The sequence below is a fragment of the uncultured Streptococcus sp. genome (genome assembly GCF_963521865.1).
Lineage (GTDB): Bacteria > Bacillota > Bacilli > Lactobacillales > Streptococcaceae > Streptococcus.
Genome location: NZ_CAUQWY010000009.1, coordinates 1 through 12,976, shown reverse-complemented (window position 1 = coordinate 12,976; position 12,976 = coordinate 1). Strand labels below are relative to the sequence as shown.

Here is a 12,976-nt window from a genome sequence, read left to right as displayed (position 1 = left end):
GAATTTTAAGGACTTTTTAGGAACTTTGTAGATTCTCAATGGCTTTTTCATAAAAGGAAGTCGCCTTTTTCTTATTGTCTTTGGATAGATGACTATAGATATCCATAGTCATTGAAATTTTAGAATGGCCGAGCCGTGTTTGGATTTCTTTGTAAGGAAGTCCTGCATTGAGCAATAGACTAGCGTGGGTGTGTCGAAAAGCGTGGAAACTTAAACGAGGACATCCAGCCAGTTTTAAATGCTTTTCTAGTCTAAATCGGAGCGCTCCAGCTTCTCTATAATTGTCAAAGGTATCAGAGAACACTTTTTCAAAAGTTACCCCTATTTCCCTACCTATTTGGGATTGTCTTGCTTTATAGAGCCGAAGCATGAGTACCGTTTTGGTATCCAGTGCTATTTCTCTAATGCTACTTTTACTTTTAGGGCTAGTGATTTCCTTGAGGGTGTTCAAAGTCTTGGTAACTGAAATACTACCGTTTTGTAGGTCAATATCAGACCATTTCAAGGCTAGACACTCACGAATACGCAAACCAGTCGCTAGAAGTGTCTTATATAGCACAGTATCGGAGAAATTTTTGTAAGTGTTTGGCAACTGATCCAGATAATCTAAGAATTTTTTCAAATTGTCGTCATCCAGATATTTCAGTTTTTGCCCTTCTTTGGGTTTGCGACGTGGGACGATGATATCACTAGCTGGATTTGAAGCAATGACTTGCAAGGAAACGGCATAGGATAATATGCGTTTATTTAGGGCATGGAGTTGGTTATATTGCTGATAACCTTTTCCTAGTTGATTGTAATCTATTGCCCACTGGTTTACCTGGTGCTGAATGATTGGGGGCGTCAATTTATCCAGTTTGTAGTCTCCAAAGGCTGGTAGGAGATACTTTTTTATGTTGTTTTTTGCCCCTATAAGGGTGCTATGTTTTACTGTATGGCAATAATTTTCTAGCCAGAGTTCCGTCAATTCCTGATAGGTAGTAACGTTAACGGCTTTTGTAACTGTTGAGCCGTTTTTTTCAAACTCTACCTTGGCTTGGATAGCCTTGCTTTTGAGCCTGTTCTTAGTTCTGTCTGAAATAGTTGTCTTGACTTTCTTACCTGTTACGGTATCGATACCAAGATAAACGCTGGAACGGTAAACTACTGATCCATCTTTCTTTTTGTATTCTGTAATTTTCATGGTTTTACTCCTTTTCCATCAGCAGGCAAGCAATTAGAAAAGGTTTTGAGTTTATACCATGCGAGGAGCTACGAGAATGCCCCTATTTTCGATTTTAAGCAGTCGGACGGTAAATTGTACCAGAATAGAAAACAAGGCGGATATGGTGCTTATATGGGATTTTTTAAAAGTCCATATATTGCAAGTAGTTCTATCTTAATGTGTCAGTGGTATTATACCAATTATTCGGAAATCCAAGTGTGTCCAATACAATGCCGGCTTCAATGGAGTGCGCTTTTTTATTTAGAGCTTTGGTTCTTTTAATAATAGTGTTATGTAATTGAGCGTATTGTGTGGAAGCAAGTAGGCATTGCAAGGCAAGAAAAACATAATATACAGATTGTCTTGATGTATTGGCATTGTTATTGTAATAGTGGAAATAAGCTAGTTGTGGAAGATTCTCACGACATTTATAATTGAAAAGTTTATTATTATGAGCAGTGATATTTCTAATTTCTAGTATATTTTTAATAATACTTTCTAAAGCCTTTCCACTTAAAAGGTCTTTACTAGGTCTATTTTGGATGTATTCAATATTTTCTTGTAAGAATGGTGATAAATCTCTAGCTATTTGATTTTTTATATCAGTGTTTAGATTTCTATAAAAGTTAAATGCTTGCCCTAATGTAAGTTCATTGATGATAACCCAGAAAGGAACAACGCCATGTTGTTTATAGTGGTGTTTTATAGAATTGTTTTGCTTATCCCTATTATAATCATTGAGTATTCTAGCTAATATACTGATTAAATTAGTAATTTGTGCTAGCCTTTTTGTATCTTTTTGTGTTTCAAAATTATTAATATCTAGATAAGCGTATGGTGTTGGATATGCTTCTGAAAAACGATATGCCAGTACGGATTTAAAGTGTTTTTCTGCATCTATAATTGCTTTTAAAAAAGCTGATTTAATTTCTTTATCGTAAAAGTGTGTTGCAGCTATTTCTCTAAAGTCTGCACCAGTTATAAATTTATCTTTTGATGTTTGAAAAAACTTACTATATCCGTTGACGACGTTGTAATAGTTGTTAGTTAGAAGGTATCTTTTACATTCTTCTATGTTATCTATTTCTAAACCTCTAGACTGGAGAAGTTTTATTTGTTCATCTAATGTTTGAAATGGTTTCATATATGTTCCTTATATACAAAAACACCACCTAGTAGAACTAGGCGGTGTTTCGCGTACTCTGTTCCCTTGGGAGCAGAAACTCTTCTCATTGCCTAATAATACTGTAATTTTTAGTTTTTGTCAATCTTTTTGGTTTGTTTTTTAAAAATTTTTGAGTATCGAAAAATCTCAACGCTGGGAAAGTTGCTTTTATTGCATTGTCAGACAAGTCAGCAGTAGCAGGCTTGTCTTTTTCTATTTGTCAATTTTGCCGTTTTTTGCACTTTGGTCTGTAAAATCGGCTTTCTATTCTTCAATTTTCCCTGTTTTTGCACAATAGACCGTAGAAATAGGGTTGCTATTGGGGAATATGGGGGATTTTTATAGAATTTTTTCAAATACCATAGTGGTTATTTGTTCTGAGAAAATACTCTAGCAATATCTAATAGTTTTTCTCTATCATCATCTGATAAAAAGAAGAAAATTGATAGAAGTTCACTAGCCTCATCATTAAGGTAAGAAATAGCGATACTTAAAACCGATAACTTACCTAAAACATTTTGGGTTTGCTTTTCAATCGCTTCTTGATATTTTATTTTTAAATCTTCCTCGTCTATGAACGAATTTTCTGAAAGGAAATTTTCAGTAAATTTTTCAGTATTAAAAGATTCTTTAATTGAAGAAATCAGTTGTTCTTGGGAGGTGTATCCAGTTAAAAGTAAAAGTTTATCAAAACCTTTTGAAAACCTTTTAGGGTCAATATCTCCAGTGTCATTGGATTCCTGTTCAAAATCATTAGTAATTCCTAATAGATGACCAATGCTTACTTTAAAATGCTCTGCTAATTTTTGTAAGTATTCATATTTAATTTTTAATTCTTTTTCTTTTTCCCAGCGGGATATCGTCATCTCTGATACTCCAAGAAGTTCAGCAAGTGTTTTTTGGGTGTCCCCGTTTTTTTTTCGTAACTCTTGTAATTGGTTCATTGTATATTACCTCAAGATAATTATAACATAAAAAAATATTTTTTAACAAAAATGTTAGAAACTCTTGACAACTAACATTTTATTTAGTAGAATACAGGAGAACTAACAAAAATGTTAGAAAAGAAAGGAGAAACTTCATTGCTTATTACCTCAACACAAGCAAAAGCGATTCGCCGAAAGCAGGCAGACAAGAAATTGACTGCAAAGCAAGCAGGCGAAGAAATCGGAGTTACACAAGTTACCTATCGAAAAATCCGAGACGGTGGCGAAGTGAAACCGAGCATTTACCAAAAAGCCATGCAGTGGCTTGCTGAAGATTATTAGAAAGGAGCGAACCAATGGAACTGGTTTACATGGATGGTAAGAAAGAGCCATACACCACGAGCGAGATTATCGCTGAATGTGCCGAAGTTACTCATCACACAATACAAGAACTTTTGAGAAAGCATAAAGCTGATTTTGAAAACTATGGAATTATCGCATTTGAAATGCGTAAATTAGACGGACGAGGGCGACCGCTGAAAATTTATCGTTTGAACGAGCAACAGGCAACCTTGCTGATCACTTATCTAAAGAATACTGAACCAGTACGTCAATTTAAAATGAACCTAGTCAAAGCCTTCTTTGAAATGCGTGATGAACTTTCTAAACGTTATCTTCAAAGAGAACTGGAAAAGCCTAAGCGCAAAACCTTAACCGAATCTATCAAATCATGGGAGAAAGCACCCAAGCATGCCTATAGCACTCTTACAAACCTACTGCTAAAGGGAGCGACTGGGAAAAACAAAGCCCAACTCATGCAAGAGCGAGAAAGTGAAAACGGTATTGACAGTTTAACAAGCGCGGAACTGACAAACTACCAACGTTTGGAAGATATGGCAATAGCTATGATTAACTTGAATAGGGGATATTCAGAAATTAAGGAATTAATTTTTAAAGCATAGGAATATAGAAAATGGAAAATGAATTTAAGACAGTTACAAATGCCAAGGGTTTAGAAATTCCCAAGTATCCCAAGGATTTTAAAAAGCTAGTTGAGAAAGACAGACAACTAGCCGAATATCTTTGTATGAACTATGAGGACTTAGAAAGTGAAGACCTTGGCGCATTTCTTGAAACGGTGGAGCAGGGGCTCAGCTGGATTCTGGATCTTATCGAAAGTAAAGACTTGCTTTATAGCCCCCAGACAGGGAAGAAAGCATGAAAAAGGCAACAAAAAAAGTCACTTGCGGAGAGTTTGGCGACCGAAGCAAGCGACAAGATTCAGGGTATAGATATTTTTTCTATACCTTGATTATAGCATAGAAAGACAAGGTATACAATGGGAAAACAACATCAAGCAGTAAAATTCAAGGATATTGCTGAAAAATTGTCCGAATTAGAGGGCAAAAATTTAGAAGAAATTGCTGGAGTATTAGGCTATCGCAACTTGGAGAGTTGCAGGGTCAACCTTTACAATCTGAGACAAAACAAGCGTCTAGGATTTGAAGTGGAAAAAGGGGTGTACTCCAAGTTCGCACTCTTGGACGATTCGGTAAAAGAGGAACTGGAAGACAAGGAATTGTCAGACCGTGGGCGCTATTTGAAGAGCGTAGACCGCTATAAGGCAATGCTAAACGCCTTTTCTATCGCCTTTGATAGCACGGTCAAGGCGGAAACCAGACAAAAAGCAGAACACGACGGCTTGAAAGCCTTGGACAGAATCCCAGATAAGCACTACGCCCTACTTTATGACATGATGGAGAGCTAGGGATGGAAGAAAAGACACATTTTGCTAGATTCATGCGTCGAGGGATGGAACTAGCAAGGCAATTACATAGTAAAGAAATTCAACGTGAAGAATTTGATAGAGCCTGGAAAAGATTAGGCGATCAAATCGAAAACGAAACGAAGAAAAACTAAGAAAACCGAAGTGCAGGCAAGCAATTAGAAAAGGTTTTGAAATCAAGTGCTGACACGGTGACTCTAAGCACTTGTTTAGCAAAAATGTGGGTGATTACCCACGAAACATCACTACAAGCGTTCGTCAACTTGGGGCAAATGCCCAGCGTTTGGAGTGATGGTAATCGTGTATAGGAAACAGGCAAGAAAAAGGCACAGGAAAACAATATGACAGTAAACATAAAGGAAATTCAAGAGCAAGGTGGCAGACTTGGAGATGTGCTCCCCAGAATTGAATTAGTAAGACAGTTGAGCAATTCGCTGATAATGGCGAAAAATAACGGAGCAGATACTGCTATCTTATCAGGACAGATGAAAGAGGGTTTGGCCGTTATTCGTGACCAGATGGAACAACTCTATAGAGAATTAGACGGGATTGCAGTTTATCTCCTTAATTGTGAGAATTTTGAAGAATTGGGGTATAAGTCAGATGATAACACCAGACATAAGAAAAATGACACAAACAGAATTTGATAACTTCATGGCCGATTTAAAGGTAAACAATCCGAATTTATTCCAGTTTATTGTTGATTTTATCAATAAAAAAGTAACCGTTCAAGAAGTTGAAGCTTTCCAAAAGATGGAGCCTGAAGTGCAACAGTTATATATCAAGAATTACAAAGCGAGGACATAAGATGAATGAGTTAAATTTAACCAACACACAGGCACTTATCTTTTCCGGGTTACTCATTGGCTTGCTGATTTATTTAAACCATCGAGATCGTAAAAAAAGCGCCCAGATTGATCGAGAAAATAGACAGATGAAAGAAACACCTAGCGAGGGTTTAAGCCCTGACTATGGGCGGTATATCCAGCTTGCAGGCATTAAGCCGTGGAGGTGATGATATGTTTGAAAGGATGATTGAAGAACTTCAAATAAAAATATTAGAAGCCTTAGAACGTTACCTAAAAAGTCATGAGAAAATACCTCCCCGAATCATTGGACTGATTTCCGCAAAACGAGTACAGGAAGAGTTAGATATAAAATATTTGACCTTACAAAAATGGGAAAGAATGGGCTTGAAACGTTATCAGCCTCCAGGAGACGATAGCAGAAAAGTTTATTATAGAGTGGACGAGATCCGTAAGTTTATGGGGGTGGGAGAATGAGAGTGATAGAGTTAACCTTATCAAGTGACAAATTGGCCTTATTTGGTTTTCTTAAGTCTACCCCTACCCAAGTTTGGAAGAATGGTGAACACTTCAAATTTATCTACTTTGAACCGATTGGCGAAGCGCTGACGAATTTCCACTATAAAGGCTTGTATGTGACTGTCAAAGAAGAAAAAGAGGAAGTAGAGGGCTGGAAATTAATTAGAGACTTGGAGATAGTTTTGGCCAGTCCTGACCTGCTGACGATTCTGAAAGAATTAGAGGTAAACAAATTGACAGAGCAACGGCAGGGGCATGGAGTGGAGTTAAAAGGCTGGGTTTTTGACCTGATTTGTAATGGTATTTATACCAGGTATGAGACTTCGCTTTTTGTCCGCTTGCTATTTGTGAATGGCTACAGTTTTAGTCAGCTGGTGGATTTGTTTTCAGCGATCGTTAAACGCAAAGACCTAGCAAGCTACTTTCTAGAAGTAGCGACAAAATTCTATATGGAGGTGGCTTTTGAATAGCAATGACATTGTAAATAAAATCATTGAAGAGAATCAGCAACAAATACCGCCTACCGTGGTGGACTTGAGCCAAGCAAGGGAGACAAGTGAGGAAAATAATAGCCTAGATTTAACTCCTAAAACAAAAGGAAAAGGCTTTGTCATCACCTTGGACAATCTCAAGAAGATTTTGAGTGGGGATAGTAAACTAAAAGGGGCGATACAGTACAACACTTTTACATATGAAATTGACGTTACCAAGTCCATTAAGTTAAATGGTAGAACCTTGAACGGAGCAATCGATGACCTGATTATCAGAGAGATTAGGGCTTATATTGCGACTAAGTACAAGATGGATTATAAAAAAGGAGATATCTCTGATATCTTGGAAGTGGTAGCTGGAGAACATAGCTACAACCCTTTAAAAGACTATCTGGAATCTTGCGAAAGCGAGTATAAAGAGTTAGTGAATCAGCGTGATCCTTTTGATATTTTAAGGAATTATCTCAATATCAAGGATGATGAATATAACCGTATTATCATGGATTTGTTTTTCCGTGGAGCGGTTGCCAAGGTGTTTGACCCTACTGTTAAGTTTGACTTTGTACTGGACTTGACTGGACGACAGGGAGTGGGAAAGACCCAATTTTTTGAGGGGCTTTTCACTCACAAGTATTTTACAACTGTTGAGACCTTCACAGATAAAGATGACAAGGCTAGAATGGTAAGAAACTGGTGTGTATTTGATGATGAGATGGTGGCCAGTAAAAAGGCTAGTTTTTCAGAATTGAAGAAATTCATCACAGAAACCAAGCTAGAGTTTAGACCGCCTTACGCCTCCAGTGATAGGCGACTACCTAAGAGTTTTATTATTGTGAGGGCAACCAATGACCATGATTATTTGAACGACTTGACAGGAGAAAGGCGCTTTCTGGTTGCTGAAGTCCACAAAGACACCGCCTATAAGGGCAGGAAGTGGACAGAGAAAGACCGTAGACACTTTTGGGGTGCTATGGTGATGGCTTGGAGAGCTAACCAAGTCTTGAACCTGACAGACGAGCAGGAAAAGCTAGTAAATGAGGTTAGAAGCCGTTACAAGTTTGTTGATGAAACCCTTGAGGATTTGGAGCGCTATTTAGGCACTCCTTACCCAAAAAGAATGTATCAGTTCCCGATTACCGACAGGACGCGATGCTATTATATCTATGATATGATGAACGAGGGATACTATAGAAATAACAGGGGTGGAACAGTCGAACTTGACACAGACACCTATGGCGAACTGGTAGATAGGGACAAGATGACCATTAACCTATTTTTTCAAGAGGTGTATTTGACTGACAAAGTACCTCCAAAGGATAAGGCTAAGGTTAAAAAGTACATGCAAAACCGAGACGGCTGGGAACATAGGCGATCAACAAGATTTGGTAAAAGTATTAAACCAGCTTACGTTAAAAAAATGTAGTCAGTGTAGTTTATTTTTAAAAAGTGACTACATCTTAAATAGGAAGAAAACCCTTGATACATAAGGGGTTAGAAAAAAGTGTTGTTTTTACTATTTTACTGACTACACCCCTAAACCCTTGATATTATTGACTTTTATATAAAAATGTAGTTATTTTCTATTTATTAAAGAGTATATGAAGATAAGAGATAAAAGGCGTTTATTGTTTATTTTTTTGGGAGCAAGGTAACTACATGACTACGCATAGCGAAAAGCTTTGTGACTGTAAGGCGGAGAGCGTAGTCACTAGATATCCCAAAATGACTACACTTTTTTATGAACTTTAAGAATTTTTTTAAGAGAGGTTTAGAAATGAAAGTAGTTGAACCTATTAGAGATACTGATGACATCGAAAGAATTAAGGATTTTTTGAGAAGGAAGAATGAACGAGATTACGTATTATTCCTATTTGGAATTTATACAGGTTTACGAGTTAGTGATATTATTCCAATTAAAGTCAAACAAATCATAGAAGATAAAATTGAAATAAGGGAGAAAAAAACAGGAAAAATAAGACGTTTTCCAATTAATCAACAATTAAGAAATGCCTTAAATCAATACATTGATAATAAACAACTCAAAGAATATGATTTTTTATTTCCGAGCAGAAAAAGAGAGAATGGCAAGGGAGTAAAAATTTGTCATATTTCAAGAACCCAAGTGTATAAAATTTTAAAAGAAGCTGGGAATAAATGTGGGATTGAAAATATAGGAACCCACTCAATGAGAAAGACATTCGGCTATCATCATTACAAAAAGAATGGTGATATAGCTATTCTACAAAAAATATTCAACCATTCAACACCAGAGATTACACTTGGATATATCGGCTACACTCAAGACGAACTAGACCAGAGTATACTAACATTTGACTACTAAATAGCCGTTCTATTTTACATAATGAGAAAATGTAAATTCAAAAACAGAAAACAGGCCTATCCCCTTGATATAAAAGGGATTCTAAAAAGTGCTCGAAAGTCACAAAATAGAAGATATGTTAAATATATGGCGCCAAAAAAGAGAGGAAAAACAGATGAATCAAAGCAAAGATTACACTCCATTTCTACAGGATAACTTTATTATCTTTAACAAAAATGGTATAATAGAGATGAAGAAAATACCAGACTTTGGTAGCGTGGTATTTACTAGTCAAGATGGCAACATTGTCCAGATTGAAACAACAATTAAAGAAAGATAGCTGACTAGACAACTAGAGGCGTAACATTAAAGCTAAGTAGCTTTTTTGTTACGCCTCTTTTTGTTTTGAGAAAGAGGAATTAATGAGGAATAAAGACCCAGTAGAGAGTTGAAACCAATAAGCACAATCACAAAGAACCAAAAGAAATGAGGAATAAAAGAACATGGAAACATTACAAAATATTGAAACTAAAATTGACAAACTGATTGAACAGAATAAGAAAGCTATTGAGACGACTGAGGCGGAACTGGTTAAAGCAAACCAAGCTGTTTCAGACGCTCAAGCCAAACTTGTACAGGCTCAAAAAGAAATCAACTCAGAAAAATATGTTGAAGCAAAAGGTGACTTATGGACGGCAGAACGTACAAAGGAATTTCACGAAGGACGTTTGAAAGAATTAACTACAAATCCAATGATTTCTTACGATGAATACCATACTATGCTTACAGACATTTATAGATTGGCCGACGAACAACAAAATACTTTCTTTACCCCAGCAGTAGCCAAACTAATGGAAATTGTAAAGCTGGGTGATGAGTCCGCCAAAGAAGTTGGTAAAGTAAACGAGATAATTAGAAAACTTGAAAAAGAGATTTCTAAGAATACAGAAGATTATAAAAGGGACAAAAATGGTGCATGGTTTAGTGGGCCATTTTCAAGTTTATCTTATTCTCCAAGAAACGCTTTACATGCCTATCAAGATAATTTAAAAGAAATAGCAGAGAGTTTTAAGAAGGGTCAAGGTTAAAAAATCCCCCTCCCCCCTTCCATTTATCCCCCCACTAACAAATAGAAAGATGAGGTATATAGAATGACCTTACCTATTGGTAAGATTGATTTAAACGAATACGGGAAGCATTTAGCAGAAAAGTCTGCTGAGATTTATGAAGAGAAAACTAAACAAATTGAAGACGCTTGGGAACGTCAGAGACAAGGCTATATAGCAAGAGATGCCAAGTGGCAAACTGTCCTAGATCGTTCTGGTGAACTATTAAAAGAACAGAAGGAAAGAAAGAGAAATCAAGAGATTGAACGCTTGACGGAAGAGAAACGCAAAGAGATTGATAGAGAAGTTAGCCAGCGCTTATCAATGCCTGATGAACATCAGCAAAAACTCAACAAAGGAATGAGTGAAATGCTGAAAGATTTATTTTAAAGACTCCACAAAAAAATTAAAAAAATTTTTTTAATAAAGTGAGACGGAAAAATATTTTTTTTGTGAAAGAGATTAGAGTAACCAGGGTTAAGATGGGGGGGGGGGATAACCCCCTCCCCCTCGGAGCTTCAGGGCTTCACACCGTCACTGTACATTTTTTCTCGCGGGAAATTATTGGATTAAGAGAAAATAAGAAACTTGAATAACATGTTAGAACTTAGCAATCTAAAAAGTGTTATAATGTCTATATGGTGATATTGTATGACAAAAGATGAAATTAAAAAATATTTAGAAACAGATCTTGAGTTTACTTATAATGGTCGAGGTGCTTGTTTTTTATCTAGCATTTGCGTAGTTGGTTATGATTATGAAGGTCAGCAGTTTGATACAATCGATGAAGCTATGGAAGCCAATGTTTTTGATGGTAGAAGTTTAGTGGATATTTGGGATGATATTTTCCAGCAAATAAAAATATAATTTATATGTGTCAGAGGGAATAATGTTAAAATTTAATTTGATTGAAGTTGTGAACGGTTTTTACCATTACGAGGTCTTTCCTGAAGGCGATGTAAGCAGAAGGGAGATTTTTGAATTTAATCCCTCTACCCGTGAGCTAAAGCGAAATGATCCCCCAAGATATGGTTTTGATTATGTGTCAAAATGCATCATAAATCTAAAAAATGAAGACGGCAGCTTGAAAGAATCAGGACAAGTCGCTTGGTATTAAATGACTTGAACGACTTTAGAAAATAGAAAAAAGCGATGTTGAAATTAATTAAAATTTTTAATTCTAGTATTTTAGGTTATTGGTATATTCCTGAAAACCGTGACCCAGGTATGATAGAGATTGATGAGCTTACTGGTGAAGTTACAGTTGCTATCGAATCGAATTATGATAAAGAACTAGGTTATCCATACTATGCGAACAAGACTCGTGGAGCAGTGAAGCAGATGTTGGATAGAGGAGAACTACCAAACGAGAAATCTTTTATCTGGTGGTAATTTAAAGAGATAACAAAAATTGATTAAATGATGTTAAGTAATGAACTACTGGAAAAGGATAAGGGAATAAAAAAGTATGCAAATACCCCCTTTATTTTTGAACGTTTAGCCAAAGGAGCGTACTAATGGAGCTGGATAAGTTTAAAACGATGATGAACGTCAGAGAGCGGATGACTTACTTTCTACGTTTCCAGAGGATGGCAGGAAGTGAAAACCAAGTTAGTATCGATGAAGAAGCCTGGAAACTTGTCTTACCTGATCAGTGGAATTTGAGCGGTGAGCATGAAAAGGCAATCCGTGAGGGGTTGGAGATATTTGCCCACGACATCAACAACATAGAGAACAAGCGAGCCAGAAAATACTTCATTATCCATTATTGCTACATGAGGAAGAAAACAATGAGCGAATGCGTAGAAATGGCAGGTACTAGCTCCACTAGTTATCACCGATACAAACAGATAGCTGTTTTAAACTTTGCGAGAATCCACCAGAACAGAGAGCTAGAAGCATATAAGTAGGCAAATGTAGGCTGAGGCTTCATATTCGCCCCCTATTTTGCTTTGTTTCGTACTGGATAGCTAAATCACCACGGATAAACTAAAAGCCCTTAGAAACGAGTCTAGGGGCTTTTGTGAACCTATAAAATTATAAACTGCATCGCTGAGAAATTGGCAATAAAGAAATAGAGCGACAACTTGAATAAAATACAAATTCGGTCGGTTAGGTCTTCGTATTGCTATTGTAAAAAGAGGGAATTGTTTGATTTATGATACGCAAAAAAGGAACTGACTTAGGCGCCAATCTCATTGAGATTTTTGGGTGCCAAATCAATTCCTTTGATAATTTAAGTATACACCATTTTTACTAGAAAAGCAAATTGACTATCAGGAACAGACTGCTATAAATCACTATAAACCGTGTCGAATTAGAGGCATTTTTTACTTACTTTTATCCGCAGGAGCTAAAAAACGGAAGATATGCTATAATAGTACAAGGTAATAAAAAAAGCACGTTTGACCGTGCTAGTTTCTTGCCTGCTGAACTCATCATATAGTATAGTGGCTCCTTTATGGAGCTTTTTTTGTGAACATTTTTAGGAACTTTTAAAGAATTTAAAGAAAATATAAGGAAATATAATTTTCAAGAAAATCAGGAATATCAAGGCCTTTACTTACTAATGAAATATAAAAATCAAGCGGTAGCGGAATAACTCAAAATGTGATAAGATAGGGGTATGAATCTGAAAGTGAAACAAAAAATA

Annotated in this window: 22 protein-coding genes; 19 read left to right on the top strand and 3 right to left on the bottom strand. The window is 36.4% G+C overall.

What is annotated here, in order from left to right:
- Nucleotides 1-16 precede the first annotated feature (16 nt).
- From RWO85_RS04105 to RWO85_RS04095, 3 genes are all read right to left on the bottom strand, one after another.
- Complete coding sequence (locus RWO85_RS04105) at nt 17-1,183, bottom strand: site-specific integrase (RefSeq protein ID WP_314414193.1); 1,167 nt, start codon at nt 1,181-1,183, stop codon at nt 17-19.
- Nucleotides 1,184-1,373: 190 nt separating this feature from the next.
- The gene (locus tag RWO85_RS04100; protein WP_314414191.1) at nt 1,374-2,348 is read right to left on the bottom strand and encodes an Abi family protein; all 975 of its coding nucleotides are present in this window, start codon (nt 2,346-2,348) and stop codon (nt 1,374-1,376) included.
- Nucleotides 2,349-2,737: 389 nt separating this feature from the next.
- Nucleotides 2,738-3,313, bottom strand: a complete 576-nt coding sequence (locus RWO85_RS04095) for a helix-turn-helix transcriptional regulator (RefSeq protein ID WP_314414189.1) — start codon at nt 3,311-3,313, stop codon at nt 2,738-2,740.
- A gap of 138 nt (nt 3,314-3,451) precedes the next feature.
- On the opposite strand from RWO85_RS04095, the gene RWO85_RS04090 reads away from it, so the two are divergent.
- From RWO85_RS04090 to RWO85_RS04000, 19 genes are all read left to right on the top strand, one after another.
- On the top strand, nt 3,452-3,637 hold the full coding sequence (locus tag RWO85_RS04090) for a hypothetical protein (protein ID WP_000909283.1): 186 nt from the start codon (nt 3,452-3,454) through the stop codon (nt 3,635-3,637).
- 14 nt (nt 3,638-3,651) lie between these two features.
- The gene (locus RWO85_RS04085; RefSeq protein ID WP_314414187.1) at nt 3,652-4,257 is read left to right on the top strand and encodes a Rha family transcriptional regulator; all 606 of its coding nucleotides are present in this window, start codon (nt 3,652-3,654) and stop codon (nt 4,255-4,257) included.
- A gap of 11 nt (nt 4,258-4,268) precedes the next feature.
- Nucleotides 4,269-4,517, top strand: a complete 249-nt coding sequence (locus tag RWO85_RS04080; RefSeq protein WP_314414185.1) for a hypothetical protein — start codon at nt 4,269-4,271, stop codon at nt 4,515-4,517.
- Between the two features lie 117 nt (nt 4,518-4,634).
- Nucleotides 4,635-5,063 (top strand): hypothetical protein, encoded by a 429-nt coding sequence (locus RWO85_RS04075; protein WP_314414183.1) that lies wholly within the window; start codon nt 4,635-4,637, stop codon nt 5,061-5,063.
- Between the two features lie 2 nt (nt 5,064-5,065).
- Nucleotides 5,066-5,215 carry a hypothetical protein gene (locus RWO85_RS04070; protein ID WP_314414180.1) on the top strand — a complete coding sequence of 50 codons (150 nt, stop codon included), beginning with the start codon at nt 5,066-5,068 and terminating at the stop codon, nt 5,213-5,215.
- Between the two features lie 207 nt (nt 5,216-5,422).
- Complete coding sequence (locus tag RWO85_RS04065; RefSeq protein ID WP_314414178.1) at nt 5,423-5,728, top strand: hypothetical protein; 306 nt, start codon at nt 5,423-5,425, stop codon at nt 5,726-5,728.
- The gene (locus tag RWO85_RS04060) at nt 5,709-5,888 is read left to right on the top strand and encodes a hypothetical protein (RefSeq protein ID WP_399553587.1); all 180 of its coding nucleotides are present in this window, start codon (nt 5,709-5,711) and stop codon (nt 5,886-5,888) included. The genes RWO85_RS04065 and RWO85_RS04060 overlap by 20 nt, the downstream gene beginning before the upstream one ends.
- 1 nt (nt 5,889) lies before the next feature.
- Nucleotides 5,890-6,096, top strand: coding sequence for a hypothetical protein (locus tag RWO85_RS04055; protein WP_314414177.1), 207 nt, complete (start codon nt 5,890-5,892; stop codon nt 6,094-6,096).
- A 4-nt stretch (nt 6,097-6,100) separates the two neighbouring features.
- Nucleotides 6,101-6,364 carry a hypothetical protein gene (locus RWO85_RS04050; RefSeq protein ID WP_261034395.1) on the top strand — a complete coding sequence of 88 codons (264 nt, stop codon included), beginning with the start codon at nt 6,101-6,103 and terminating at the stop codon, nt 6,362-6,364.
- Nucleotides 6,361-6,876 (top strand): hypothetical protein, encoded by a 516-nt coding sequence (locus RWO85_RS04045; protein ID WP_314414175.1) that lies wholly within the window; start codon nt 6,361-6,363, stop codon nt 6,874-6,876. Before RWO85_RS04050 ends, RWO85_RS04045 begins: the two co-directional genes overlap by 4 nt.
- Nucleotides 6,869-8,320, top strand: a complete 1,452-nt coding sequence (locus RWO85_RS04040) for a virulence-associated E family protein (protein WP_314414173.1) — start codon at nt 6,869-6,871, stop codon at nt 8,318-8,320. The genes RWO85_RS04045 and RWO85_RS04040 overlap by 8 nt, the downstream gene beginning before the upstream one ends.
- Nucleotides 8,321-8,671: 351 nt before the next feature.
- A complete protein-coding gene (locus RWO85_RS04035; protein WP_314414170.1) occupies nt 8,672-9,238 on the top strand; it encodes a site-specific integrase in 567 nt (188 codons plus the stop codon).
- 115 nt (nt 9,239-9,353) lie between these two features.
- Nucleotides 9,354-9,557, top strand: a complete 204-nt coding sequence (locus tag RWO85_RS04030; protein ID WP_239668516.1) for a DUF2292 domain-containing protein — start codon at nt 9,354-9,356, stop codon at nt 9,555-9,557.
- A 163-nt stretch (nt 9,558-9,720) separates the two neighbouring features.
- On the top strand, nt 9,721-10,305 hold the full coding sequence (locus RWO85_RS04025) for a hypothetical protein (RefSeq protein ID WP_314414168.1): 585 nt from the start codon (nt 9,721-9,723) through the stop codon (nt 10,303-10,305).
- A gap of 63 nt (nt 10,306-10,368) precedes the next feature.
- The gene (locus RWO85_RS04020) at nt 10,369-10,713 is read left to right on the top strand and encodes a hypothetical protein (RefSeq protein WP_314414165.1); all 345 of its coding nucleotides are present in this window, start codon (nt 10,369-10,371) and stop codon (nt 10,711-10,713) included.
- Between the two features lie 261 nt (nt 10,714-10,974).
- Entirely contained in the window at nt 10,975-11,190 is a 216-nt protein-coding gene (locus RWO85_RS04015; protein ID WP_227325654.1) for a hypothetical protein, read from the top strand.
- Nucleotides 11,191-11,212: 22 nt separating this feature from the next.
- Complete coding sequence (locus tag RWO85_RS04010; protein ID WP_166736862.1) at nt 11,213-11,440, top strand: hypothetical protein; 228 nt, start codon at nt 11,213-11,215, stop codon at nt 11,438-11,440.
- Between the two features lie 35 nt (nt 11,441-11,475).
- Nucleotides 11,476-11,715: a hypothetical protein gene (locus tag RWO85_RS04005; protein ID WP_314414163.1), complete on the top strand. Its 240-nt coding sequence runs from the start codon at nt 11,476-11,478 to the stop codon at nt 11,713-11,715.
- 125 nt (nt 11,716-11,840) lie between these two features.
- Complete coding sequence (locus tag RWO85_RS04000) at nt 11,841-12,233, top strand: transcriptional regulator (protein WP_314414161.1); 393 nt, start codon at nt 11,841-11,843, stop codon at nt 12,231-12,233.
- Nucleotides 12,234-12,976 lie beyond the last annotated feature (743 nt).

What these genes read in the sequence shown, in the direction of transcription:
- RWO85_RS04105 (WP_314414193.1), bottom strand. Translation starts at nt 1,183, where the DNA reads ATGAAAATTACAGAATACAAAAAGAAAGATGGATCAGTAGTTTACCGT.
- RWO85_RS04100 (WP_314414191.1), bottom strand. Translation starts at nt 2,348, where the DNA reads ATGAAACCATTTCAAACATTAGATGAACAAATAAAACTTCTCCAGTCT.
- RWO85_RS04095 (WP_314414189.1), bottom strand. Translation starts at nt 3,313, where the DNA reads ATGAACCAATTACAAGAGTTACGAAAAAAAAACGGGGACACCCAAAAA.
- RWO85_RS04085 (WP_314414187.1), top strand. Translation starts at nt 3,652, where the DNA reads ATGGAACTGGTTTACATGGATGGTAAGAAAGAGCCATACACCACGAGC.
- RWO85_RS04080 (WP_314414185.1), top strand. Translation starts at nt 4,269, where the DNA reads ATGGAAAATGAATTTAAGACAGTTACAAATGCCAAGGGTTTAGAAATT.
- RWO85_RS04075 (WP_314414183.1), top strand. Translation starts at nt 4,635, where the DNA reads ATGGGAAAACAACATCAAGCAGTAAAATTCAAGGATATTGCTGAAAAA.
- RWO85_RS04070 (WP_314414180.1), top strand. Translation starts at nt 5,066, where the DNA reads ATGGAAGAAAAGACACATTTTGCTAGATTCATGCGTCGAGGGATGGAA.
- RWO85_RS04065 (WP_314414178.1), top strand. Translation starts at nt 5,423, where the DNA reads ATGACAGTAAACATAAAGGAAATTCAAGAGCAAGGTGGCAGACTTGGA.
- RWO85_RS04060 (WP_399553587.1), top strand. Translation starts at nt 5,709, where the DNA reads ATGACACAAACAGAATTTGATAACTTCATGGCCGATTTAAAGGTAAAC.
- RWO85_RS04055 (WP_314414177.1), top strand. Translation starts at nt 5,890, where the DNA reads ATGAATGAGTTAAATTTAACCAACACACAGGCACTTATCTTTTCCGGG.
- RWO85_RS04050 (WP_261034395.1), top strand. Translation starts at nt 6,101, where the DNA reads ATGTTTGAAAGGATGATTGAAGAACTTCAAATAAAAATATTAGAAGCC.
- RWO85_RS04045 (WP_314414175.1), top strand. Translation starts at nt 6,361, where the DNA reads ATGAGAGTGATAGAGTTAACCTTATCAAGTGACAAATTGGCCTTATTT.
- RWO85_RS04035 (WP_314414170.1), top strand. Translation starts at nt 8,672, where the DNA reads ATGAAAGTAGTTGAACCTATTAGAGATACTGATGACATCGAAAGAATT.
- RWO85_RS04030 (WP_239668516.1), top strand. Translation starts at nt 9,354, where the DNA reads ATGTTAAATATATGGCGCCAAAAAAGAGAGGAAAAACAGATGAATCAA.
- RWO85_RS04025 (WP_314414168.1), top strand. Translation starts at nt 9,721, where the DNA reads ATGGAAACATTACAAAATATTGAAACTAAAATTGACAAACTGATTGAA.
- RWO85_RS04020 (WP_314414165.1), top strand. Translation starts at nt 10,369, where the DNA reads ATGACCTTACCTATTGGTAAGATTGATTTAAACGAATACGGGAAGCAT.
- RWO85_RS04015 (WP_227325654.1), top strand. Translation starts at nt 10,975, where the DNA reads ATGACAAAAGATGAAATTAAAAAATATTTAGAAACAGATCTTGAGTTT.
- RWO85_RS04010 (WP_166736862.1), top strand. Translation starts at nt 11,213, where the DNA reads ATGTTAAAATTTAATTTGATTGAAGTTGTGAACGGTTTTTACCATTAC.
- RWO85_RS04005 (WP_314414163.1), top strand. Translation starts at nt 11,476, where the DNA reads ATGTTGAAATTAATTAAAATTTTTAATTCTAGTATTTTAGGTTATTGG.
- RWO85_RS04000 (WP_314414161.1), top strand. Translation starts at nt 11,841, where the DNA reads ATGGAGCTGGATAAGTTTAAAACGATGATGAACGTCAGAGAGCGGATG.